The sequence below is a fragment of the Flavobacterium gyeonganense genome, from assembly GCF_029625295.1.
GTDB lineage: Bacteria > Bacteroidota > Bacteroidia > Flavobacteriales > Flavobacteriaceae > Flavobacterium > Flavobacterium gyeonganense.
Window position 1 is genome coordinate 1,507,159 of the sequence record NZ_CP121112.1, and the last position, 25,841, is coordinate 1,532,999.

The 25,841-nt window shown below is 35.3% G+C and carries 14 protein-coding genes; 2 read left to right on the forward strand and 12 right to left on the reverse strand.

The window, feature by feature from the left end; genetic code table 11:
- Nucleotides 1-18: 18 nt before the first annotated feature.
- From P5P89_RS06570 to P5P89_RS06615, 10 genes are all read right to left on the reverse strand, one after another.
- Complete coding sequence (locus P5P89_RS06570) at nucleotides 19-2,301, reverse strand: DUF5703 domain-containing protein (RefSeq protein ID WP_278011242.1); 2,283 nt, start codon at nucleotides 2,299-2,301, stop codon at nucleotides 19-21.
- Between the two features lie 165 nt (nucleotides 2,302-2,466).
- On the reverse strand, nucleotides 2,467-3,891 hold the full coding sequence (locus tag P5P89_RS06575; protein ID WP_278011243.1) for a sialate O-acetylesterase: 1,425 nt from the start codon (nucleotides 3,889-3,891) through the stop codon (nucleotides 2,467-2,469).
- 150 nt (nucleotides 3,892-4,041) lie between these two features.
- On the reverse strand, nucleotides 4,042-6,267 hold the full coding sequence (locus P5P89_RS06580; protein ID WP_278011244.1) for a glycosyl hydrolase: 2,226 nt from the start codon (nucleotides 6,265-6,267) through the stop codon (nucleotides 4,042-4,044).
- A complete protein-coding gene (locus P5P89_RS06585; protein ID WP_278011993.1) occupies nucleotides 6,221-6,403 on the reverse strand; it encodes a glycosyl hydrolase in 183 nt (60 codons plus the stop codon). The genes P5P89_RS06580 and P5P89_RS06585 overlap by 47 nt, the downstream gene beginning before the upstream one ends.
- Nucleotides 6,328-7,434 carry a glycosyl hydrolase gene (locus tag P5P89_RS06590; protein ID WP_278011245.1) on the reverse strand — a complete coding sequence of 369 codons (1,107 nt, stop codon included), beginning with the start codon at nucleotides 7,432-7,434 and terminating at the stop codon, nucleotides 6,328-6,330. Before P5P89_RS06590 ends, P5P89_RS06585 begins: the two co-directional genes overlap by 76 nt.
- A 246-nt stretch (nucleotides 7,435-7,680) precedes the next feature.
- Nucleotides 7,681-11,022, reverse strand: coding sequence for a glycoside hydrolase family 2 TIM barrel-domain containing protein (locus tag P5P89_RS06595; RefSeq protein ID WP_278011246.1), 3,342 nt, complete (start codon nucleotides 11,020-11,022; stop codon nucleotides 7,681-7,683).
- A 145-nt stretch (nucleotides 11,023-11,167) separates the two neighbouring features.
- On the reverse strand, nucleotides 11,168-12,289 hold the full coding sequence (locus tag P5P89_RS06600) for a glycoside hydrolase family protein (protein WP_278011247.1): 1,122 nt from the start codon (nucleotides 12,287-12,289) through the stop codon (nucleotides 11,168-11,170).
- A gap of 169 nt (nucleotides 12,290-12,458) precedes the next feature.
- Entirely contained in the window at nucleotides 12,459-14,135 is a 1,677-nt protein-coding gene (locus P5P89_RS06605) for a glycoside hydrolase family protein (RefSeq protein WP_278011248.1), read from the reverse strand.
- A 261-nt stretch (nucleotides 14,136-14,396) separates the two neighbouring features.
- Nucleotides 14,397-16,580, reverse strand: a complete 2,184-nt coding sequence (locus tag P5P89_RS06610) for an alpha-L-rhamnosidase-related protein (protein ID WP_278011249.1) — start codon at nucleotides 16,578-16,580, stop codon at nucleotides 14,397-14,399.
- Nucleotides 16,581-16,821: 241 nt separating this feature from the next.
- On the reverse strand, nucleotides 16,822-17,622 hold the full coding sequence (locus P5P89_RS06615) for an AraC family transcriptional regulator (RefSeq protein ID WP_278011250.1): 801 nt from the start codon (nucleotides 17,620-17,622) through the stop codon (nucleotides 16,822-16,824).
- A 100-nt stretch (nucleotides 17,623-17,722) separates the two neighbouring features.
- Here P5P89_RS06615 and P5P89_RS06620 point away from each other — a divergent pair, with 100 nt between their 5' ends.
- Nucleotides 17,723-18,931: an MFS transporter gene (locus P5P89_RS06620; protein ID WP_278011251.1), complete on the forward strand. Its 1,209-nt coding sequence runs from the start codon at nucleotides 17,723-17,725 to the stop codon at nucleotides 18,929-18,931.
- Nucleotides 18,932-19,102: 171 nt separating this feature from the next.
- On the opposite strand, the gene P5P89_RS06625 is transcribed toward P5P89_RS06620, so the two are convergent.
- Together P5P89_RS06625 and P5P89_RS06630 are read right to left on the reverse strand one after the other, a co-directional pair.
- Nucleotides 19,103-20,059 (reverse strand): T9SS type A sorting domain-containing protein, encoded by a 957-nt coding sequence (locus P5P89_RS06625; protein WP_278011252.1) that lies wholly within the window; start codon nucleotides 20,057-20,059, stop codon nucleotides 19,103-19,105.
- A complete protein-coding gene (locus P5P89_RS06630) occupies nucleotides 19,942-20,616 on the reverse strand; it encodes a right-handed parallel beta-helix repeat-containing protein (protein WP_278011253.1) in 675 nt (224 codons plus the stop codon). The genes P5P89_RS06625 and P5P89_RS06630 overlap by 118 nt, the downstream gene beginning before the upstream one ends.
- Before the next feature lie 317 nt (nucleotides 20,617-20,933).
- Between P5P89_RS06630 and P5P89_RS06635 the strand changes: the two genes are divergently transcribed.
- The gene (locus P5P89_RS06635; protein ID WP_278011254.1) at nucleotides 20,934-25,820 is read left to right on the forward strand and encodes a T9SS type A sorting domain-containing protein; all 4,887 of its coding nucleotides are present in this window, start codon (nucleotides 20,934-20,936) and stop codon (nucleotides 25,818-25,820) included.
- The last annotated feature ends 21 nt before the right edge of the window (nucleotides 25,821-25,841 follow it).

Sequence of the window (25,841 nt, forward strand, 5' to 3'; positions counted from 1 at the left end):
TTGAAATCCCTAACAGATTTATAATATTTTTTTTCTTCCTTCCGGAGTTACCTTCAAAACTTTTAATTCTCCATTAATAAGTTCGGCTTCAATTGTTGTATTTTGTTTTGCATGTAACTTAAAATGTACATTCCATTCTTTTGGCCATGCCGGAAAAAGATAGATTTTTCCATCATCTTCCTGCAAAAGCATTTCCTGCATACCAATCATTCCAGAACCGCCCCAGTTGTGGTCCGGAACCCAGTCAAAACCTGGTCCCCAGAATGCCGGGAAACGTCTTTCTGAATTGGTCATTTTTAGCAGATTATATTTCATTGCTTCTTCTGTCAAACCTAAACTGGCTGCGAAAATATTATCCTGTTTCCAGCCGATGTAACTTCTGAATTTTATCGCATCAGAATCGTATTTCCACGTATTTAAAGCCGTTTCTAGATCCGGTTTTCCAACGCCGTAAATTCCCCACGGATAAACCGGATACAATTGAGGAACTTCGGTATTGTTAACGCGTTCCCATGTTTTGGCTGGAAGCAGAACTTTATGATTTTCAATCTGCCCGAAATTCAAAGGTGGAATTCTATTTTGAAATCCTTTTAAGTATTCGGCATCTTCTTTTGACAATTCTTTAGCAGAAAGGTTTAAAAGGTTTTCTGTAATTACTTTTAAGGCTGAAATTGTGCTATTGGCATTATTCGCCATTTTATACGTTTCAGCCGCTGAACCCGGAAAAAGAATTAATTTCCCGTTTCCATCCAAAGCTTTTCGGCCTCTTTTTTTGGCTAAATATTGATAATGTTCATCAAAAAAACGCAGACAGCTTATGATAAACGAATTGTATTTTTGAATATCCTCGTTAGCATATTCTTTCTGCTGCAGCATCATTTTACAAAACTCAAAAACGGTATCCCATTCGTATTCAAGCCAGGCATTATATTCCATTCCAGGATCATAATCTGCGGGGCGTTTCCATTCGTATTCAGCAGGATTTGGCAATCCGAAGTTTTCTAGCTGTTCTGTGAAAGAAGCACCGTTGTGTTTCCAATAGACTTTACTTCGCAATTCAGCATTTTTCTGTAAATTCAAATAATAATCCAATTGCGATTTCATCATATCAAAATCACCACTTTTTACCATTGGAAAATAAACTAATCGCTGATTTTGCGCTGTCATGGTTCCTCCGCCCCAATTTCTGAAATCCGGAGTAAAATTCAGGTCTTTATTGGTATGAACCGGATCAACTGTAAAAAGTCCGCCGTTGAATTTGGTTGGATATTTTCCGTACGCATTACATCCGAGCATATATCGGAACAATTGATAATTCTGCCCGATTTGATACACTGAATCTTTATCAATCGATTGATTTTTTTGGGTAAAAATAAAACTGCGGTTCCAGAAATTATTCCACCATTTTATTGTGTTTTTCTCCGCTTGTTTTGCAGTGTTTTTATTCGAAGCAATCAAACTTTTTAAACCATTATCCCAAGCAGCAAAATCAGATTGACTGGTGTTTAAATAAATTTCCAGCGACTGTTTTTTTGAAGGTTTTATGCTTGTTAAATTATACCCTTTGAAATCGGTATCCTGATATTTTCCAAGATATTTCCCATCAGGCTTTAAATTATCACCTTTCATGAATCCGCCGAAAGTCAAATTCGCAATCGGGTTTATCATCTGGTCCTTAACCGATTCCATTTTCTGCTGTTTTATCGCTATGTCAAAAACGGTTTGTTCGCGGTTTCGATGATAGAATTTAAGTCCGTTATTCTCAAAAGCAATCGAATCTTTAAAATTGACAAGATCTCCCTGAGGTGCCCATTTATAGGAATTGGCATTGTTTTCTTTTCCTTTGGAAACACGATTTTGATGACGCCAGTTTTCATAAGAAGCCGTCATTTTCAACGGATTTTTACTTTCTAAATCAACATGAATAATCGGTTTAAAAACATCTACCCAAAGTTTGATTTTAGTACCGTTTTGTCCAACTAAAACATAACCGTCTTTCAGTTTTAATTCCTGATAAAAGCCTGCTGCCTCCTCAAATGGATTTGGTGTTAAAGTAATTTTTACACGGCCTAATTTCAGTAAAGTATTATGTTCGTCAAAAGTCCCGCTTCGTGAAAAATAGAAATACAAATCTCCTTTCTCGACCCAGACATTCATGCCAATATCACCGCCACCTAAAGGCATAGATTCTGATGAATTATTGCTCTGCGTTGTCCAAACTTGATTGTAATTATCAAGCGCAGGAATTTGCGCTTTAAGGCAAAGCGTTGTGAAGAGAAGTATGTATTTAATATATTTCAATTTAATTTTTTATTATAGTTTGTAATTCTGAGGAACGAAGAATCTTCGCAAGTAACTCCTCAATCAAAATCTCTAATCTTTGTCGATGCTGTAAACGAAGATTCTTCGTTCCTCAGAATGACAAACTGAATGTTAAATTCATCATTATCAATTATCAATTATAAATTACCACTCATCCGTTCTAAACGAAGAAACTGGCAAACCTCCTGCACTAAACAATTCCGCTTTTGCGAAATCTTTCCATAAATAGCGAACTGCAACTGGATTTTTCACTTTATCAGAAGTTAGAACCACTGATTTTCTTCTTACAACCGTTTTTGCGGGATAGAAAACTTTGTCTGCTCCTGCTATTTCAAATCCTAAAACTTCTTTATCATAAGACGTAATTCCGTTGGCAACATCATCAAACGAAACCGTTACAGCGGCATCTTTTATTTCCATCGATTTATATTTCGGACTTTCGAATTCGAAACCTTCAATTCCGTACGTTCTTGCCAAAGCTTGAAAAGCCAATCGGTTTCCTCCTTTTTCTTTGTCCATCGGGTGAATGTTATTTTCTTCACCAACATCCATTAAAACCGCCATTGCTGAGTTTGGAATTTCCTTTGAAGCCTTAAACTGCGCTTCTCTCAAATAAGCCGAATTGTATTTTTCTAAATAATCTTTTGGATGGAATGAGGCGTAATTAAATGGTGCGATCTGAGCGAAATAAAAAGGAAAATCTCCTTGATTCCACAATGTTCTCCAACTGCTGACCATTTTCTTCATTAAAGCGGTATATTCATTAGCTCTTTCGTAATTCGATTCTCCCTGATACCATATACAGCCTTTTATTCCATAACCAATTACAGGCGAAAGCATACCGTTAAACAAAGTCGTAGGCACACGATTTGGATCTTTTGCCAATTCTTCTTTTGTGGTCGGAATTTTAGCGCTTGCAAAATCTTTCAGCATTTCCTGATTCATCCATGCTTCCATACTTGAACCTCCGTACGAAACATGAATCAATCCAACAGGAACATTTAAAACTTCCTGCAAAAGCGATCCAAAATACCAAGCCGTTGCACTAAAATTGGAAGTTGATTTTGGAGAAGCTTCTTCCCATTTTCCTTCAAAATCCTGCAAAGGTTCTAAAACCGTCGCTCGTGGAATCGTGATTAAACGAATGTTTTTATTAGTTGATCTTACAATGATTTCGTTTCCATTTTTAACAGGCTGACCCTGAAATCCTTTCAACGGCATTTCCATATTAGATTGTCCCGAACAAAGCCAAACTTCACCCAACAAGACATTTTTGATAGTTACTTTTTCGTTTCCTTCCGATACTTCAATTGTGTATGGGCCACCAAATGAAACCGTTTTTAATTCTGTTTTCCATTTACCTGAAGCGTCTGCTTTTACCTTGTAGGTTTTAGAATCCCAAGAAGTTTTGATTACAATGTTGGCGTTCTTTTCTGCCCAGCCCCAAATGGGTGCATTCGATTTTTGCTGTAACATCATATTGTCTGTAAACAATGCAGGCAGTTTAATTTTGGCATTGATTTGAAGACTCGCTAAAATCGTTAATAATGTAATAATTGATTTTTTCATTTTTTATTTATTTTTTGCCACAGATTAAAAGGATTATTAATTTTAGTTATGTCAGGCTGAGCGAAGTCGAAGCCCGATTCCAATTGAAGCGCCCTTCGACTTCGCTCAGGGTGACAATCCAAATAATCATTTTAATCTGTGGCTAAATTTTTATTTATTTTTCTCTTTCAAAATCATAACCGGCCCAAATAATCCTGCTTTCAACAATTCTTCTCCTTCTAATCTAAACGGCGCTGTTGTCCAGGTTAATCTTTCTTCTTTTGGCAATTTTTGATCGCCAATTAATTTATTAGCCCAAGTATTTGTGACTTTAATTTCTATTGTATTTTTCCCTTTTTGTAATGCCTGCGAAATATCTGTTTTAAAAGGGAAAGTCCAAAGCGTTCCGCAGTCTTTTCCGTTGATTGAAACTTCGGCCATATTGGCAATTTCGCCTAAATCAAGCCATATTTTATTAGCATCTTTTCCTTTCCAGATAAACTCTTTTTTATAAACCACAGTTCCTGAATAATACTTAATTTGATCATTTTCAGAAGTACTCCAATTAAAAAGCTTGGTTGTTTTCACCACTCCTTTCGGACCTTTAAAAGTTGTATCAAACTGCAATTCCCAATTTTCATCTAAAACCTGAACTTTTTCAAATTCAGATGCATTTCCTTTAGCTAAAACTTCTTTTGTTTCCTCTTTAAAAATCACAAAACCAGACTCGTTGGCATCTAAAGTTATAGAAACAATTGTTCTTCCGTTTTCTATTTTCCAATTGGCTAAAGCCGAAGTTTGATCTGTCACAGGATTGTACCATTGTGGCACTTTTCCAGCTATTCTGAAAGAAGCATCGAATATTCTTTTTTCATTCTTTTGATTCGAAAGAAAATATAAATCTTCACTTTCTGATTTACGATGCGCCCAAGCCAATCTTTCTGAATCAGCTCGGTTTAAATTCGGAAAATAAACGTCTTGTGTGATTCCTAAGGAAGCAAAATCATTTCCTAAATACGGTAATTTTATAACTGTTCCTTTTCCGATTTTCCATGTTGATAAATTGGCGTTATTCCAAATTTCATCAATTACATTCTGCCATTTATTTTGATCGGCTTCTGATCGAATTCCTGGCTGAAGATTTGGTTTTTCATCTACAAAAATGGTTGCGCCATCTTTTAACAACTGCAGGATTTTTTCGGCGGAAGCCAAAGATAAAATGGTATTTGGTCCCATTTTATGACTTCCCGGAAAGAATAAAGCGCCATATTCAATTCCGCCATCAAATGAGATTTTTCCCTTTACCAATTTCGCACGATTGATTAAGACATCGGCATTGAAAGAATCATATTGATAACCATTTAGCGGATTAATCCATTGCGATAAATCGGTGATATTTTTAGAATAAGTAACTTCTTTTGGCATTTTAGCCGTTGGCTGACCTTCATTTTCTAAACGGATTTTCTCGCTTTCCAATCTTGCTGCACCAAACACATTCGGAATAAACGGTACCAAACGATCAGGTACAAAAGAACGGGAAGGAAAATCTTCACCGATAAAAACCGCCAAATCAATTACAGGTTTTCCTTTTTGCAACTGAAACTGTACTCTTTGACAATAATCAAACCACGCTTTTCCTGGTTTCCACCACGTTTGGTCTCTTTGGAAAAAAGTTCCAATATCGTCTAAAGTCATTCCCGGTTTTCTGTCCGTCCACGGATTATGTACAAAAACGTGATAAAATAAACGGTTAATTCCTAAAGCGTAATTTCGGTCTGCTGTTGTTTTTAAATTTCCTGGGTGTTCGTCCCAATCCATTCGCAAAGCCGTAAAAGACTCAGCCTGAATAATATCTTTTCCGTAAATATGTCCGCCCGAAATGGCATCGACCATATCAAAAGGTTTGTCATGCGTTGGGCTTTTCAGCCAAAATTCTCCGCCTGGATAATCCACATATTTATAATGCAGCAAAGCATCACTCATCATGGTTGGCGCAACATTTTCAGAACTTAACTTAACGTTATATTCTTTTGCAATTTGAGCGACAGTTCCGTAGAAATTATCAGCTACTAAATCGGCAATTGTTTTTCGAACATCATATAAAACTTTCTCTGAAAAATCAGCACTTTCTACGGGAATTCCCGCCATAACTGGAAGATAATCTACAAGATCGTAGCCACGTCTCTTTTTAAATTCTACCTGAAAAACCGAAGACCAATTTTGGCTTCCGCATTCCCAGCTATCAAAATGAAGAATTTCTAAAACTTTTGATGCCAATTCTGGACCAGCTGAACGAACGGCTTCTCCAAACCAATGATCCAATTGAAAACGAATTAATTCTGGATTAAATTTATCTACTTCCAGTCCTTTTTCCTGCTCCGCCAGTTGCATTTTCATGTCCTGTCGAAGTATGTCCCATTCGGATAATTTTCCATTTTCCTTTTGGCGCTTTCCAATTCAGGTTTCCATCGGCATCAACAAAATTGGAGATATTAATAATTTCTGATTTTTTAAATGCATCAGAATTTGGAATTTCTTTTGAGTAGTCTGCGGAGTCAAGCGCCAAATTGCTCCTGACTTTCCTTCGTAATTGTTAATCAACGACTGGTTGGAAAGTATAATTTTGCTGACTTTCAGATTTTGTTTCCACTTCGCAAAATCCAAATCCTCTGCGCCAGGTTCTGTTCCTTTTGGATCATACACAAATCGGAAATATTTTGCTGTAACTGGCGTAATCGTATGGGTATTCGGGAAATCCATATCCTGCCAGCCGTGACGCGGTGCTATCATTCTTTCGTGGAATCTAAAATTAACTCCATCATCACTCACTTCTACAATAAGACGCTGTGCCTGAAAATCTCTTCCTTTGGTTTCAATTACAATAGATTTGCAGGTAAAAGGCTGTGCAAATTCATACTGAATCCAACCTGCATCGGCAAACTTGAAGTTTTCATCTTTTTTAGAATCAGCCAAAAACGATGCATCGGTGTTGTTTGATGTCGTTACTTTTGGCACTTGCATCTGCGAAGTAATTTGATATTCTTTTATCGGAATGGCAAAACTTGCAATGTCTTTATAATAGTCCTTATAGTGTTCTGGAATTGGTAATTTCGAAATAACTTTTTTGCCTCCCAAAATTTCAGTTGTTGACCAGACTACTTTTTGCATTGACATTTCTGGAGTAATCCAAGGCCCGCCTGCAACTGCAAATCCGTCAGCTCCATGAAAAGCCAGTTTTAAACCTAAACGATCGGCCTCTTTAAAAGCCCAATGAATCATATCCCAAAATTCAGGACTCAACTGTAAAACCGGCGGATCTAGCAACGGTGGATTTGCTGGGCCTTTAATGGTCATTAAATAAGCGCCTGCAATTCCAGCTTGTTTCATCGCTTCTAAATCGGCCGTAATTCCGGGTTTAGAATACGCCGATTTCATCCAATACCAATACACCCAAGGTCTTGAGGATGCTACTGTTGGCTGAAAATATTCTTTTTTATGGATTTCCTGTGCCGAGACGATGCTCGCCAAAAGGAGAATAAAAAAGAGGTGTTTTTTTTGAAACATTATTCTTTGTTTTATTTCGTTTGCTTTGTCATTTCGACGTAAGGAGACCCGAGCGGTAGCGAACGGATGAAATAAATCTCCACGAGTAGCTCCGTAACGAAAGTCCAATCTTTGTGGAGTTTCTTGCGAAGATTTCTCCTTACGTCGAAATGACAAACTGTACTTTTACTATACTTAAAATACACTTTATCTATAAAATACAAAACACCTAACAGGTTTTGGAAACCTGTTAGGATAAATCGTAATCTAATATTTAAATTTCTTTAAACTACTTTCTAATTCATTCTTCGAACCACTAAAAGGCGTCAAATAAAAACTGTACTCATAATCTCCAGATTTAATCTGATATTGTTCCAATGGCTGTGCTACAATCGTCCAGCTGTCGTTTCCTCCAACTCCCATTTGAAGTAAATCAATATTTACCGTCAAAAATCCTGGATCTTTCAAATCGTATGTATGACTTGCAGAACTTAAATTTTCCTGTGTGTATGGCCATGCGCTCATGCTTAGGACTTTGGTATCGTTTACTACTAAAAACCCGTTGTTTTTCTGCGGAGTTGTAAGCGCCATCCATCTCACATCACATCGGTTTCCATTTTCTTGTGGTTTTGGATAATGTTCGATAAAATCATTTATTGGAAGCGAATATTTCCCAACAAACGAACCAAAACTTCTGTCACTGTAATTTTCTAATTCCCCTTTTCCGTACCATGAAATTTGGTCGAATTTTCTTTGAACTCCCATCTGCATTCCGATTTTTGGAATGTTCGGCAGTTTGTTTGATGCTTTTAAACTGTAATCTACTTTTATTAATCCGTTTGGTAAAATATTATAGACCACTTTTACGCTCGCACTGTCTTTTATAACTTCGTAATCGCTTGTTATTTTAATATCCGAAGCTGATTTATCAATTGAAATGTTAACCAATTTTGGTTTTGCTTTGTACCATTGTTTCAACAACTTTTGCGATTTCCATCCACGTTTATCATTGTCCGTAAGTGGTCTTGCAAAGTTTGGTAATAGCGGTGCAAAAACTTGTTCTTCTCCGTTAAAAATATACGAACTCAAAGCTCCGTTTGTTTTTCCAATCGTAATATCAAATGTTTTTCCTTTGATTTTGAAATCGGAATCTGATTCAGAAACGTTGAGTGTTTCTTTTTTAGATTCTGGAGAAACGACTTCTTTCTTTTTCAACAGAAATTGATCTTCCGCGACAGCGTAACCTTTTGAAGCCCAAAGTTCCTCTTTTGAAAGCTGGAATTCTATATTTAAAATATATTCGGCATCGGGTTTCATTTTTGGCAGATAAGAACTGATATCTAAAGTTGTTGATTGTCCTGCTTCTACTTTTAATGGTTTTAAAATTTGAGTTTTGATTACGTTTCCGTTTTCTAATACTTTTAAAACTGGAATATAACCTTCTAATGATTTAACCGCCTGACGGTTTTTGATTTCCAATTGATTTCCGTTTAAAGTCGAAATCGCTGGCTGATACACCCATTTATTTTCAAAAATGGAACCTTTTGGTTTTCCGTTAGAATCTACAATTCCTTTTGTATTGAAGTTTCCGTCGTGGTATTTTTCGCCAAAATCGCCTCCGTGAGCAAAATAATTCTGACCAGATCTGGAATCAAATTTCACGATCCCCTGATCTTTAAATTCCCAGATACAGCCTCCAATAACTCTTGGAAGCGAACGGAATTCATCCCATAATTCTTTTAAGTTTCCAACTGAATTTCCCATGGCATGCGAATATTCAACGAAGATAATCGGACGAGTATCTTTCTTTTGATCAACTAAAAATTTCGGTGTGAAAACGCCCGGATAAAAACGGCTGACCATATCGACATAGGAATCATCCTGCGGATTTTCGAATCGATATGCATGATCAATTGTTTTGGGATATCTTGAATCAAGCGGATCGATATAACCGTCTAATTTGGCATTTCCCTGCGCTGGTTCATAATGAACTGGACGTGTAATATCAAAATCGTGAACCCAGCCCGACATTGCAGCATGATTTGGTCCTTTTCCTCCTTCGTTTCCTAAACTCCACATCACGACGGATGGATGGTTTTTATCTCTTTCGACCATTCGGATCATTCGTTCCATATAAGCATTTGTCCAAAGCGGATCGTTGCTTAATTTCCCGCCAATTCCATGTGTTTCCTGATTCGCTTCGTCCATTACCATGATTCCGTATTGATCGCATAATTCGTAGAAATAGGGATCGTTTGGATAATGGCTTGTACGTATAAAATTGAAATTGAACTTTTTAATCGTGGTGATATCTTGTTTTATATCTTCTCTCGTAACCGCTTTCCCTCTTGTCGGATGATGATCGTGACGGTTTACGCCATACACATAAGTTTCTTTTCCGTTAATGAGCATTTTGCCATTCTCTTTCGAAAATTCAATGGAACGGAAACCAACTTTACAGCTTTTGGCTTCTGTAACATTTCCATTTTTATCTTTTATAGAAATCACCATCGTATATAAATTCGGCTCCTCTGAACTCCATTTTTTTGGATTTTTGATGGTTTCCTGAAAGAATCCGAAACGTACATTATCCAAACGAGGATAACTTTCGTTGATTAAATCAATCACAGGTCTTTGAAGCGGTTCTTTGAACATTGCCGTATTATTGGCATCGTACAGTTGAACATTCATCGTATAATCTTTTATTTTTTCTCCTGTCAAATTCTCCACTTTTGGACGAAGTTTGAAAATCGCATCTGTATATTGTTTGTCTAATTTCGTTTGAACAAAGAAATCCTGAATGCGTAATTTCGGCTCGGCCATAATGAAAACTTCGCGCTGGATACCGCTCATACGCCAGTGATCCTGATCTTCTAAATAAGAGCCATCTGTCCAACGGATTACACGAACTGAAACTACATTTTCTCCCGCTTTTAAATAGGGTGTAATATCGAATTCTGATGGTAGAAAACTGTCTTCTCCATATCCTAAAAATTCTCCGTTTAACCACACTTCAAAACCTGAACTTACGGCTCCAAAATGTAAAGTTACGGTCATATCTTTCCAGTTTTCCGGCACGGTAAAACTTCTTTGGTAAGAACCAACTCCGTTATAATCTTTAGGGATATAAGGCGGATTTATGGGTCTAAACGGATAAACGGCGCTTTTGTAAATGGGGTTATCATAACCTTTCATTTCCCAGTTAGAAGGCACTTCGATTTTGTCCCAGCCTGAAACGGTATTTTTATAGAAATCTTTTGAAGCTTCTTTCTGATTTACAGCATATTTAAAATCCCAATCGCCGTTTAGCATCTGGATTCTACTTTTGGTTCTGTCGCCTTTTAAAGCATCTTCTACACTTGCGTACGAATAAGCAGTTGCTCTTGAAGGCTGTCTGTTGATGCTCGTAATTGTTGGATCTTCCCACGGAGCAAATTTGTATTTTTTGTGTAATTCTGGAACTCCCGCTGGCTCTCCTGTTACGGATTGTGCCTGCGTGTAAGTTGTGAATAGTAAAATGTAAAATGCATACGTCAAAAATCGTAATCTGAAAAATGGATTATTGTATTTTGATTTTGATGTAAACATTGGTTTTATATTGTATTTCATTATTAATTGATTCAATTGTCCCTATGGGACAAAATTTTCTATGCGATAATTTGTTTTTTCTACCGACCAGCGCCTCCTAACGGAGTCATTTCAGTTGTGAGTATTAAGGTATTTCATAACTCAACTCATAACTCATAACTCATAACTATTTCTTCTTTTTCTCCGGCGGTGCCACAAAATTCAATTTACTTTTTCCTAAATCTTTAGACGTTGCAATGGCGATTCCTCTTTGTTCTGCTTTGTTAACGGCACAATAAAAATGATAGACTACACCATCATGCTTTACCACAAATGATTTATGCGCAAACATATCATCGTAAGGTTCAGAGGATTTAACTAAATCGTCGCCTTTCCAGTCGGTCCAGTTTACTAAATCATTCGAAACGGCAAAACGGTTAAATGCACCTTGATTCCAACCCGTCCAAAAAGCTCCAAAATAGAACATTACCCAAGTATCATTAATACGCTGAATATAAGCATCACCCGAAATTCCTTTATGATGATTAATTAATGGTTTGTCGCCATAACGCTTCCACTCTTTCATATCGTTTGATACTGCCATTGCAATACGTTCAGCACCTTTTGCAGGATTGATACTATCGCCACGGGCGTTGTAATACATGATAAAATTGTGTCCTGTCAATTTATCCTTATCACGAATCACACTGTTTTTGTACATCGTACTATTGTCCCACCATCTAGCGTCTTTGTCTTTTGGTGTTAAAACCGGATTTTCTAATCTTTGAAATTCGTGCGGTTTTGTCGGCGCTTCTTTGGTATACGCCATTCCGATAGACAAAACACCTGCTTCGTAACCTTTACTGTCTCCGCCAAAATAACTCATCCAGTATTTATCATCGTATTTTTCCCATTCGTAACTTCCGCCCCACGTTGGATCTTGCAACGAAATATATCCAGCTTTTTGATTGACATCCCAATGTTTTTCATTTTCTGAGAAGGACATTACTTTTCCTAGATGTTTCCAATCTAATAGATTGTCGCTTTCTGCCAACCAGGTTTCGTAACCTCTTCCGTCATAAATTAAATACGTCATGTACCATTTTCCGTCTTTTCTAAATACACTCGGGCAATCCATTTTGTATGAGTTGTCTGTGGGAACCATCACCAAACCGTATTTATAAGGCGTTTTGATTTCTTCGTAAATCTCCTGCATTACATTTTCGGTGATTTCTCTTTTCTTGTATTTAGTTGCACAACTTGTTATGGCAAGTGCTGAAATGGTTAGGATTAGATATTTAATTTTCATTTTTATGTTTTTTTGCCGCGAAGGCGATATCCCGATAGCTATCGGGACTAAGTTTTTGTATTAGAACGATTTAATCTCGCAAAGTCGCAGAGTCGCAAAGTTTCTATTTTCTATACTCTAAAATCTTGCTGTATCTTGCTTCTTGCATCTTTCTTCTCCCCACTCTCTTTTATTTCTTCAACTCTTTTAATTTAGAATCCATCACGTCTTTATTCAATTTTACTTTTACCATTCCTGTTGGGTGAAATCTTCTTTTCAGATCGATTGCATTATATACTATGGTGTAAACGTCATTCCCTTCTTGGATTAAACACAAAGGCGTTCTCATAATATCCCACCATTTATCAACTTTGGTTTCTATTGGAAGATAATGCGCTTCAGCCCAATTAATTCCGTCTGCTGATAATGAATACGCAATCATATTCGGTAAATGATGTCCCCAGCCGTCTGGACCACCGTCGAAAATCGCGATATACATTCCGTTTGGCAATTGACTTACAATTGGATTTTCAACAAAAAGCGGATGCATGGTTTTAATGGGTTCCAAACCTTTATTCATTCTCAACCAAGGGCCTTCTAAACTTTTGGATTCGGCTAAAGCCACAAACCAGCCTTTTCCTGATTTCTTCGGATAATCTGCCCATGAATTGAACGGATAAGCACCACTGTAAAATCCGAAGTATTTATCGCCCACTTTATATGGAAAAAACGAAGCAACACCCTGACGTCCTTCCCAAGGCTGAGAATCTAATCCGGGTTCCATAATGATTCCCATATCTTTATAAGGCCCTCCAATTCCGTTGATTCCGTCTACAGTTGATTCACAACGCCAGATTCTTCCGAATGAATGATTTGGTTCTATTTCTTTACTTACCGTATAAGCCAAATAATAGCCGTACCATTTGTTTGCTTTTTCATTGAAAACTGGCATATAAGACCAAATAGCTGCACGACGATCATTCATCGGATTATCATCTTCTGTAACGGCGTAAGTTCCACTTGCTTGATAAATGGTTGATTCTCTTTTCCAATGAATAGCATCTTTACTTGTCCAATGCCCTATTTTTGTTTTTACACGATCGTAATAATAATCAACACCTTTTTCTCCTGCTCTTTCGGTTGGAAACATATGATACGTATCGCCAACTTTTACCACACGTCCTCCTTCAAAACCTCCCTGAATGCCTTCTGTTCCATACATTCCTTCATCGATAACGGGTTTATTTTCTCCGCCGATAACTTCGAAAAGCGGTTTTTCATCTGAAAATCCTTCAACGATAAAAGTTGGATTCCAGAGTTTTCCGTCTGGAAAATTGGCATTTCTTGGTTCAAATTTTTCTGAGGCTTTTACAACTCCTAAAAAGGCAAATAATCCTTTGCTTTTTAAATTAAATGATCCTTTTGAAAAAGACATTGCATAAATGTCTACAGATGGAAGACCTGTTATAGTAATTCCATTTTCAATAATCAACTTGGCATTTTCGTTATCTTTAAATTGAAAATATTCCTCACTGTTTTTTTCCTTAAAAACACCAATTAAAACCTGAACTGATTCTTTAAATTTTAATTGTAATGGAACATTAGTTCCGTTTTTATATTTTTCTAAAGGAAGTTCAACGCCTGTTAAACCTTCTAATTCTGGGGCTAAACGAACAATATTGTGTTTGCTTCCTGAAAACACATGAGCGTATTGTGTGGTTTTGAATGTTTTGTAATTGGATTTTACAATTTCAAATGATGCTGATTTCCATGCGGTATTTTGTGCTGTGGCTTGTATGCAAACAGTTAACAGCATTATGAAAGCGGTTTTTAACTTGAAATTGTATTTTGTGTTTTTTGAAAACATTGGTTTTTTGTTTTTTTATTGACTTCTAAATTTCTCCGATCTTGTCATTTCGAGGAACGAGAAATCTTCGCGAGAAACTCTACAAAGATTGGCGACATTTGGTGCGGAGCTACTTGCGAAGATTTCTCCTTACGTCGAAATGACAAACTGTACGTGATAATCTTTGTGGTTACGAGTGGGATTCCTCTTTCGTCGGAATGACAAACTAGACGTTATCAACTAGCGGCTAATTACTAATTACTAGGAACTAATCACTAATTACTAAATCGCTTTATAACTCACTTTATACTCTAAATTAGGTTTTACAATCAATTGATATTTATTTTTTGCTAATTCTGTAATGGTTCCCGAGTTTGTTTTAGGTTTGCTGGCACTTTCAAAAATCAATTTTCCTTCTCCTTCGCCTGCTTTTACTTTGATTTCTTTAGTGTTACAATACACGGCAACTTCTCCGTTTGGTGTTGGCACTTTTCCTTCCATCCATTTTAAACCTCCTAAATTTGGTTTAATTTCATATTCTGAATAACCCGGAGCAGTTGGTTTTACGCCTAAATAATATTTTCCTAGTAGATAAATCGGACTTGCACCCCAGGCGTGGCAAAGGCTTTTCCCGTAAGGACGGCCATACATTGTTAAATGCTCTGTTCCTTTTTTATTTGGATTGTATTCTTCCCAGAAAGATGTTGCACCCTCATTCAGCATTCCACCCCAATAATCTTTCATTTCTTTCAGTACATAATCTTGTTCGCCCATGGCACACAAGGCTTCCAACTCATAAAAACGCATGTAGGGTGTTGTGATTTGAAGAATATCTTTGTTCAGTAATACCTTATTTTTTACGCTTTGCTTTTGTTCTTCAGTAAAATAATTGAAGAAAATACCGAACATATTAGCGTATCTGGTTACAATATTTTGAATTTTTCCATCGATACGCTGGTGTTTCATTACGTTTTCTTTTTTATCCCAAAACACATCAAATAATTTGGTTTTTAAGTCATCACCCAATTTTTGATATTGCTTTTGGTCTTCGGTTTTACCAGCTATTGCTGCACTTACCGCCATCGCTTCAAGGCTTCTCGCTAAAAGCATTTGCTCAAAACTAACCTCGCCCGTTTTTGGCAATCCATCTGCCCAGTCAATAAAAACCCAGTCGCCTTCTAATGGTTCGAGGAATCCGTTTTTGTTTCTTCTTTCTAAACAGAAATCCATAAGGGATTTCATTCTTGGATAAAAAGTTTTGATGAATTTCGTGTCGCCCGTATGCAAGTAGTAATCATAAACACCTACAAACCAATACAACGAATAATCCATTATGATATTTACGTGAGCCGTTACAGGATCTTTTCCGCGAAGTGCTAACAACGTTCGTTCTACAGAAGCCGAATCAAAGAACAAATAATAATTCATTAAATAACTTTGATAAGCGTCGCCCGACCAAACCCAGCGGTCACGTTTAATTCCGTCTATAAAAAATTCACGAGAGGTTAAGTGCATCGTATAAGCCGACACATCCCAAATTTTATTCAATTGCTCATCAGAAGATTTGAATGCACCACGATAGTCTAATGGTAGATATTCATATAGCATCGAAATAGAATCATATTTTACTCCTGCATCTGCTTGTACCTGAACATAGCGGAATGCTTTCGATCCGTCATGTATGTAAGTTTGAGGCTGTTTTCCATCAAAAAATAAATGATCTAAGGTTTCGCATTTAGCGGAATCCAAAGCTTCTTCACGAGATTCACCATAATACAATGCTAGTTTCCCTTTTCCTTTTAAACCGTGAATTTTAATATAACCGAAAGTTTCTTTACCAAAATCTACTAACTGACCCGCTCCTATTTTTTCTGTTTTTTTAGCACTTAAAGGTTTGGTTGTTAGTTTAAATTCTGAAGGTTTATTTTCTGGCGAATTAAAATTCCAAGAACCAACAGGAACCCAAGGCGTACCAGATTGTTGTGCTTTTCCAGTTTCATCAATCCAAAGTTTATCTTCGTTGGTAACTTTCCATGAAGCATCAGATTTAACATAATTACCTGCAATATAAATAGCTGGCAATACTTCTTGATTGTACACTTTAAAAGAAATTTTGTGTTTTCCGGCAGGAACTGTAATTGATTTTGGCTGTCCGTAAATTTGAACGCCATCTAAAAGTAATTGAAAAGGTCCTTCTGAGAAGATTTTTACATCGTCTGGTTTTGGAATATCTACTTCTGTCTGAAAAGTGACCAAGGCATAAGGACTGTAATATTGCCAAAGCGGAGGAAATACGGCTTCGCGTTCTGTACGTCTAACTTGCATTTTATTGCTTAACCAAACTTCAAAATCTCCTGGATACCAGATCCATGTGGCAGGCTTATTTTCCTGGGCAAATATAATAGCGGAAGAAAATAAAACTGTAAAAACAAATAATTTTTTAAAATTTAGAAATCGATTTCGCATAAAAAGATATTTTGGGTTTAAAGATAAGTGTTCCTTTCACATTTCATAACCTGTACTGTCCTGTACCATCCTGAAATTAACAAAATATTACTGTTTTGAAAGAATTTTAAAACACAATTAGAAACATAAGTTACAATACAATAATGAAAGCCTAAAGTAAACTTAAAAATAGATAAATGTCTGGACAGTCAGATCAAGAAGTTATCTGAAATTAGAACTACTTATTATCTTAATTTAAGCATTATGATAATTTCTGATCCTCCAAAATATAATTAGCCGGTGTAGTACCCAAATGTTTTTTAAACATAAAAATAAAAGCACTCGCAGTTTCATAACCCAAATCGAGCGCTATCTCTTTGATGGATTGCTTTTCGCCTAATCTTTTTATGGCTTCCAGTAATTTCAATCGGGTACGCCAATCACTGAAATTCATTCCGAGTTCTTTGATGAATAAGCGGGATAAGGTTTTGCTGCTCATAAAAGATATGTCAGCATAATACTCGATCGTATTTTTACTTGCTACATCATTGAGCAAAAGCTGCACTACTTTTTGCAGTCTCTCATGATTGGTTGTAGGCAGGAAAGTAGCGCTCGGTTCAATTAAGGTAAGTTCATCTAAAAACACGTCAATAATTCTTCTTTTTGCAGGTGTAAGATTCCCTTCAGTTCCAAAAGAAATAATTTTAAAAAGCAATTGTTTCAGGAATATCGAAATATCAAAAGAAAAGCTAGAAGTTGGAAGTCCGTCCGTAAACGATGGGTCAATAAAAATGCTGTACAAATTGACATCTTTCTGAAATGTAACCTGATGCTCCAAACCACCAGGAATCCAAAGTCCCTGCAACGGATTAACCACCCAAATCTGATTATTGACCACGACATTCATAACACCGCTGGTAGCATAAATAAGCTGTGCCCGAGGGTGAGAATGTGATATGCAAACGGCATCGTTTACCATTTCGGTATAACCGACAACGGGTAACTCAGGATTTATTTGAAATCCAAAATCGACTACTTTATATGTCCGAACATCGTTATTCATTGTCCAAATATAGTAATTAAGACACAATCATTTATTTTCACCTTTGTAAAAAATTAATTGCAGATATCATTTCTAATCTGTCATAATCTAAAAATAACTCATGGAGACCATTAAAACCAATTCGGAAATAGTCAAAAAAACTACTTATTCTATTCTTTTTATCATCAGTTTTTCGCATTTAATTAATGATCTTTTACAGGCTGTTGTTCCGTCCATTTATCCGTTACTGAAGGAAAATTTCAATTTAAGTTTTTCTCAAATCGGGATTATCACTTTTACTTATCAGATTGTTGCTTCTATTCTACAGCCATTTGTGGGGATGTATACCGACAAAAAATCAAAACCTTATTCGTTGATTATCGGAATGTGTTTTACCATGACTGGCTTATTTCTTGTTTCGATTGCTTCGAGTTTTACTTACCTTTTATTATCGGTTAGCTTAATTGGAATCGGCTCTTCTATTTTCCACCCTGAATCTTCCAGAGTAGCCCATCTGGCTTCGGGCGGTAAAAAAGGGCTGGCGCAGTCTATCTTTCAGTTAGGCGGAAATGCCGGAAGTGCCATCGGACCTTTGTTAGCGGCTTTTATAGTGATTCCGCATGGCCAGAATTATATTGCGTGGTTTTGTCTTATTGCCCTGATCGGAATTCTTGCTTTGTATAAAATTGCACTTTGGTACACGCAACATCTGGCTTTAAGAAATGCTAATAAAGCAGTGCATAAAATTGAAACGCATCATTTGTCTAAAAACAGAGTAATCGTTTCCCTGATTATTTTGTTGGTTTTGATTTTTTCCAAATATTTCTACATGGCCAGTATTACAAGTTATTACACTTTCTTTTTGATTGATAAATTTCATATCTCAATTCAGCAGTCGCAGGTTTATTTATTTCTATTTTCGGGTGCAGTTGCTGCCGGAACCTTAATTGGAGGCCCGATTGGAGATCGTTTCGGAAGAAAATATGTAATCTGGGTTTCGATTCTGGGTGTTGCGCCTTTTACGCTTTTATTACCTTACGTTTCGCTATTCTGGGTTGGAACTTTATCTGTAATAATTGGCCTGATACTTTCATCTGCGTTCTCGGCAATTCTGGTTTACGCTACCGAATTACTGCCGGGGAAAGTGGGTCTGGTAGCTGGTCTCTTTTTCGGATTTGCTTTCGGAATGGGCGGATTGGGTTCTGCGGTTTTAGGAAAAATTGCTGATGCCACCAGTATCGAATATGTTTTTAAAATTTGTGCCTTCCTGCCGTTGATTGGTATTATTACCGGCTTTTTACCGAATATTGAAGGTCGAAAAAAGGCCTAATTTTTTAATCTCGCAAAGTCGCGAAGTCGCAAAGGTTTCTTTTTTGGCATTTAAAGCAAGTTTTGCAAACAATCTTACAGTATTTCATAAAAAAACAGATAGTTCTCTAACTGAAAACTATCTGTTTTTTTGTATCTAATTTTCAAAGTGAAACACTAAAATTGTACCCCTTTAATCTTTAATAATACGTTTACTAATTTTATTTCCATTAGTTGTTAAAGTCAAAATATAAGCTCCAGATGGAAGATTTTCTAAACTTAAGTTTTCTGTTTGCCTATTCACAGTTTTAGTAACAATCAATTTACCGGACAAATCAAACAGCTCAATTAAAGTGCCTTTTGCCATTTCGCTGTCTAATTCTATTGTCAGGATGTTTTTTACCGGATTTGGATAATAATTAAATGTGAAATCAGAATTAACATCTTCTATTGTTTCCACATTTAGATCTGTATTTATTTTTTTAGCGGTTGTAAAGTTACTTTCGGAATAACCTAAATCAGGATTACTGCCGGAATACGAAAGACCAACATTTGTTCCTTTGTCAATCAGATCGCTTCCCTGAACTAATTTGAATGGCAAGTTAGTTGGAAGATCCCCATTTGACTGTCGGGCTCCGATGGCAAGTGAAATACTGGTACTTGTAAAATCAGAAGTATTTACTGTCACACTTAAATTCCACGAGTTGTTTTGCTGGGTGGCGTTTGAAATAGAAATTGTTCCGGACAATGAAATATTATTTTTAAAAACATGTTTCTTTCCCGACTGCACCGGATTCCCAAAACCAAAGTTGATGTTGTTTCCGAATCCTGTACAATTGTATACTGTTATGCTTCCGGTATTGTTGTTCTGATCGAATCCTTTTTTGGGATGTCCTATTGCAACACATTTGGTCAGTACATTGTCAGCCGGAACAGAATTTCCTCCTACTTTAAAACCATTTCCGTTTCCGGTAAAGCCTCCGTAATTCCATACATCTACACCGTTTCTGATCGCCCAGCAGTTTTCGAAAGTTACTTTTTGAGTACTGTCAAAACAATCATATCCGTCATCTGAATTTTCCCATGCACGGCAGTTGATGAATTTATTTCCGGGTCCCTGTTCTTGTTTTGGACCAAAACCATCAGCCATACTTCCCTTTTTTTAGGGTCATAATTTCTGTACGCATCACAGTTTTTTACCGTGGTATTCGAACCTCCTTTGTTAATTTCCAAACCGGTGTTACGATTGTTGTAAAAAGCACAATTTTCGAAAATAGTATTGGCACCTGTTACATATGCTCCCTGATAACCTGCGCTGGTAATAGCAATTCCTTTAAAACTCCAATAAGAACCTGTAATACTAAAACCATACGAATCCTGTACCCATTCCTGATCTGGAAAAGAAAAATCGATAATGGCTCTTCCGTTGTTTACACATTCTACCTTGATTGGACTTGCTGAAGTTCCTGATTTTGTAAACGAAATAGTGTTTTTTGCACCGGCAGTATACGCAATTGTATACGTTCCGGCTTGTAATAAAATAACATCTCCGGCAACAGCTTTGCCAACAGCGGTTTTAAAATTCATAGCGCTAGTAAAACTCGAACCCGAATTAGAAGCATTTCCGGTTGGTGTTACATAATAAGTAGCTGCTGAAACTGATCCCGATACTAAAAGGGACAGCATAAAATAGTAGATTTTTTTCATAAGTTTTGTGTTAGTTTGAACTGCACAAGGTACTTATGGTTTTTTATAAAAATATTGAATTAATTCAATGGTTTTGAGCAAATTGAATTTGATTTTTAAAATTGAGGGAATGATTAAAAATATGTTTGAGAGATTTTTAATTGAATGTGTGTGTACGAGCTAGAAGCTCGCACGAGCAGGGGAAGTTGGGATAAAATAGTGCAAGAAGAAGCAAAAAAAATTCATTAAAAAAAACTTACAATATATTATTAATCAATTTAGTAAGATTTTAACATTTTCTCAAATTAATAAATTATTTTCGCATAAATTTTTAGAAGATGAGAAAAAACAAACTCTTTATTATAATATTGTTTTCAGGACTTTTTTTTAGTTTAAGTACAATAGCTCAGACTATAAGTCCTTCACAAAAAACAACTGCAGGTTATACTGCTATAATCGATGCAAATTTTGAAAAAGCATTGATAGCACTGGGACTTGATTCTGGTCCACTGGATCAACAGGTACTAACTGCTAATATTACGAACATAACTAGTTTAAATGTTTCAGGTAAATTTATCTCAAATTTAGCTGGAATTGAAGGCTTTACCTCTTTGAAAACATTGAATTGTTCCTTAAATTCATTAAAAACTTTAAATTTAACTCAAAATTTAGCTTTGACCACTCTGAACTGCTCTACGAATTCACTAACTGGTCTGGATTTAAGTCAAAATATAGCTTTAGAAGTCCTTTACTCTAATTCTAATCCATTGATAACCTTAGATATTTCTAAGAATTTGGCATTGACAGATTTAAATTGTAGTTTAGACCAACTTTCAACCCTTGATGTTTCTAAAAACATAGCCTTGAAGATATTACGCTGTGAATCTAATAGATTGACAGATATAAATCTATCAACAAACTTAGCTTTGGTTAATTTGAATGTAAGTAACAATCAAATTACCAACCTCAATTTATCTAAAAACATTGCATTACAATCCTTGAGCTGTTCAAATAACAGATTTGTAACTTTAGATTTATCCAAAAATCAAGTTCTATCAGATTTGGTATGTAACTCAAGCTCACTCTTAAAAACTATAAACTTAAAAACAGGAAAAAACATTCCTACTTTTGAAATAGACTGTACCTATAGCTATAATTTGACTTGTATCTTAGTTAATAGTGTAGCTTATTCAGAGTCGAATTGGATTGACAAACTGGAATTTTCAGCAAAATATAATGACGTAGCCTGTTATACCTACACAGCTATTCCTGACGTTAATTTTGAAAAAAAGCTTATTGCATTAGGCATTGATAAAGATGGTGAAAACGGGAAAGTAATCACTGAAAATATTTCTTCTTTAACTTCTTTAGATGTGTCCTACAGCAATATTCTTAATTTAACGGGAATCAAAGATTTTGCTGCGCTGACTAATCTTAATTGTTCAGGAAATGCCCTCACAGGATTGGACTTATCCAGCAATCTCTCTTTAGTATCACTAAATTGCTCTATAAATCAATTGTATTCACTGGATTTTTCTAAAAACATTAATTTAAACAGTATTCGTTGTGAAAAAAATAATCTTCATAGTTTAAATCTTAAAAATGGAAATAACACAAAACTGACAAATCTCAACTTAAAAACAAATCCAGATTTATTGTGTGTTTTGGTTGACAATGTGGCTTATTCCAATGCTAATTGGCTTGCTGCGAAAGATAATACAACTAGTTATAATAATACAGCTTGTGTTGCCGTTGCTGTATACACATTAATTCCCGATGCATATTTCGAAAACAAGCTAATTGCATTGGGGTATGATAATGATGGAAAAAACGGAAAAATACTGACTTCTAGAATTTCTGGAATAACTTCTCTGGATGTTTCTTCCTCTTCGATTTCAAATTTGGCAGGTATAAAGGATTTTGTAGCTTTAAAAAATTTAAAGTGTGATTCTAATAGATTGACAAGTTTGGATCTATCAAATAATATAGCTTTAATTGATCTTAATGTTTCTTCAAATTCGCTAGGAAGCCTGGACGTTTCAAAAAATGTTGCTTTGATTAATTTAAATTGCAATAGCAATTACATAAAAAACCTGGACTTTAGCAAAAACTTGTTTTTAAAAAGCTTATCATGTAGAACAAACAATTTATCTAGTTTGAATTTAACGCAAAATTTTGCTTTGACTTCTTTAATTTGTGGCTCAAATAAATTAACAACCCTGGATGTTTCCCAAAATGTAATTTTATCCTTTTTAGCATGTGAATCTAATCTATTAAAAAATCTGGATGTATCTAACAATGCTTTTTTATATGATTTGTACTGCTATTCAAATCAACTAACTAGTCTGAATACTTCTAAAAACCCAGTTTTAGCTTCTTTAAAATGTCAGTCAAATAAATTAACATCTTTAGATCTTTCTAAAAACGCCTATTTAGTCTGGTTAACGTGTGAACAAAACCAACTGACAAATCTGGACATCTCTAAAAACTTAAAAATAAGCTATTTAGAATGCAGTTCAAATCAATTAACCAGTCTTGATCTTTCTAAGCATGGTAATTTGGAGATCCTTTATTGTGGAGGCAACAAACTCCTGAATTTAAATTTAAAAAATGGAAGAAACGATTTGATTAAGTCATATTTTAGTTGCTCCTACAACCCTAATCTGACTTGCATTCTAGTAGATAATGCAGCTGCTTTCGCAAGCAAATGGAATAGTGCTAAAGATGCTACAGCAACTTACGTGGATACTTCCTGTACGCTTTATACCAGTATTCCTGATGTGAATTTTGAAAATAAATTAATTAGTCTTGGTCTGGATTCAGGTACTATTGATGGGAAAGTATTAACGTCAAATATAACAAAGGTAACATCGTTAAATGTATCTTCCAGTTCTATTACAAACTTAACAGGAATACAGGATTTTGTGGATTTACAAGAGCTTATTTGTCACACAAATCAGTTAACGGATTTGGATATTTCCAAAAATACTGCTTTAACCCATTTAGATTGCAGTTCAAATCAATTATCAAACCTTGACATTTCTGAAAGATTGGAATTGACAAAACTAAATTGCAAGTCAAATAAATTGACAACTTTGGATGTTTCACAAAATGTATTATTGACAGACCTGAATTGCAGTTCAAATCTAATATCAGACCTTAATCTTTCTGAAAATATTAATTTGTCTACATTAAGTTGTAATGACAACAAACTATCAAATTTGAATTTAAAGAACAGAAAAAACACCTTATTAATAAATCCTAACTTTAATGTAAACCCATCTTTAACTTGTATTCTGGTAGATAATTCCCTATACTCAAAAGCCAATTGGATCAGTAACAAAGACCCTCAAACAGAATATAATGATAAAGATTGCTTATTCCCTTACACATTAATTCCAGACACCAATTTTGAGAGCAAACTGATTGCATTGGGAATTGATACTGATGGAAAAAATGGAAAAGTACTGACTGCTAGTATTGAGAAAATAACTTCTCTGGATGTTTCGTCTGGTTCCATTGCCGATTTAACTGGTATTGAGAACTTCTACTCTTTAGAAATACTAAACTGTCAAAACAATCGATTAAAAAGTTTGAATGTTTTTCAAAATAGTTCTTTGAAGTGGCTGAACTGCTATCAAAATCCCTTAATAAATATTGATTTAGAGCAAAATACTGCTTTAGTGAGTTTATTTTGTGGATTAAATCAGTTAACAAAACTGAATGTTTCCAATAATATTAATTTGACAACTTTAGATTGTTCTCTAAATAATTTGACCACTCTTGAGCTTTCTAAAAATATTGCATTGACTGATTTAAATTGTAGTAAAAATAAATTAACAAGTTTAGATCTTTCCAAAAATACCAATCTCAAAACATTTTATGGCAACAATAACAATTTTGCCAATGTAGATATAAGAAATGGAAAAAACACTTTATTAAGCATCGTCGATTTTAGAACAAACCCATACCTTACTTGCATTAAGGTAGACAATGCTACTTATTCTAACAGCAATTGGTTTGATCAAAAAGATTCCCTTGCAGGTTACAACGAAAGTTATTGTACAATTTACACACTTATTCCGGATTTCCAATTTGAACAAGCGCTAATTTCACTGAACCTTGATGATAAATATGACGGAAAAGTTATCACAAATAACATTAAAGATGTTACCTATTTGTATATCAATTGCTATGCAAATGGTCATTTCACTAAAATAAGTGATTTAACCGGAATTCAGGATTTCACGGCACTTAAAGTTTTAGAATGCAGCTCGAATGCTTTGACAACTTTGGATCTTTCCAAAAATATTGCTTTGACTAGACTGCAATGCGATTCAAATCATTTGATGAGCCTTGACATTTCAAAAAATATTGCTTTGACTAATTTGGATTGTAGCGATAATGGGGATGCAAACAATGACAATAAAGGATTAATGAAATTAGATGTATCAAAAAACATTGCTTTGACTACTTTAGATTGCAGTTCTAATAGTCTAGCATCACTTGATTTATCAAAAAATATTGCTTTGAAAAGTTTGATTTGCAGTACCAATGTACTACCTAATTTAGATGTTTCAAATAATACAGCATTGACTGCTTTAGATTGTACTTATAATTCTTTATCTAGTCTGGATGTATCTAAAAATAGCGTATTGACTAATTTAGGTTGTTCTTTTAATGGTTTATCTAGTCTGGATGTATCTAAAAATAGTGCATTAATTGGATTAGGTTGTAGCTCAAATCAATTAAAAAATTTAGATGTTTCAAAGAATGCAGCTTTGACATATTTGAAATGTACTTCAAATCAATTGACAACATTAAATGTTAAAAACGGGTTTAATAAAAAAGTAATTACTTTTGATGCCACAGGCAACGCTAATCTTAAATGTATTGAAGCAGATAGTACCACTCCGCCGAATACTGGTTGGAAAAAAGATGCTACTGCAAGTTATAGCATTACTTCTTGTACATTGTCTAACGATACTTTTGAAAAAAATAACAAATTAGTATTAATTTATCCAAATCCTACTAATGATATATTGAACATTGTAGTTCCAGCAGACACAGAATTGAAAAAAGTTGAAGTGTTCTCACTGACAGGACAAAAAGTAGAAACGACTACACAATCTCAAATTTCAATGAAGCATTTAGCAAGGGGAGAATATCTATTTATTATAGAGACTAATGCAGGCTATTCTACTAAAAAAGTAATTAAAAACTAAACTACATACCTTAAGTTATAG

Coding starts and splice junctions, on each gene's coding strand:
- P5P89_RS06575 (WP_278011243.1), bottom strand. CDS start 3,891: ATGAAAAAATCAATTATTACATTATTAACGATTTTAGCGAGTCTTCAA.
- P5P89_RS06580 (WP_278011244.1), bottom strand. CDS start 6,267: ATGAAAATGCAACTGGCGGAGCAGGAAAAAGGACTGGAAGTAGATAAA.
- P5P89_RS06590 (WP_278011245.1), bottom strand. CDS start 7,434: ATGTTTCAAAAAAAACACCTCTTTTTTATTCTCCTTTTGGCGAGCATC.
- P5P89_RS06595 (WP_278011246.1), bottom strand. CDS start 11,022: ATGAAATACAATATAAAACCAATGTTTACATCAAAATCAAAATACAAT.
- P5P89_RS06600 (WP_278011247.1), bottom strand. CDS start 12,289: ATGAAAATTAAATATCTAATCCTAACCATTTCAGCACTTGCCATAACA.
- P5P89_RS06605 (WP_278011248.1), bottom strand. CDS start 14,135: ATGTTTTCAAAAAACACAAAATACAATTTCAAGTTAAAAACCGCTTTC.
- P5P89_RS06610 (WP_278011249.1), bottom strand. CDS start 16,580: ATGCGAAATCGATTTCTAAATTTTAAAAAATTATTTGTTTTTACAGTT.
- P5P89_RS06615 (WP_278011250.1), bottom strand. CDS start 17,622: ATGAATAACGATGTTCGGACATATAAAGTAGTCGATTTTGGATTTCAA.
- P5P89_RS06620 (WP_278011251.1), top strand. CDS start 17,723: ATGGAGACCATTAAAACCAATTCGGAAATAGTCAAAAAAACTACTTAT.
- P5P89_RS06625 (WP_278011252.1), bottom strand. CDS start 20,059: ATGGCTGATGGTTTTGGTCCAAAACAAGAACAGGGACCCGGAAATAAA.
- P5P89_RS06630 (WP_278011253.1), bottom strand. CDS start 20,616: ATGAAAAAAATCTACTATTTTATGCTGTCCCTTTTAGTATCGGGATCA.
- P5P89_RS06635 (WP_278011254.1), top strand. CDS start 20,934: ATGAGAAAAAACAAACTCTTTATTATAATATTGTTTTCAGGACTTTTT.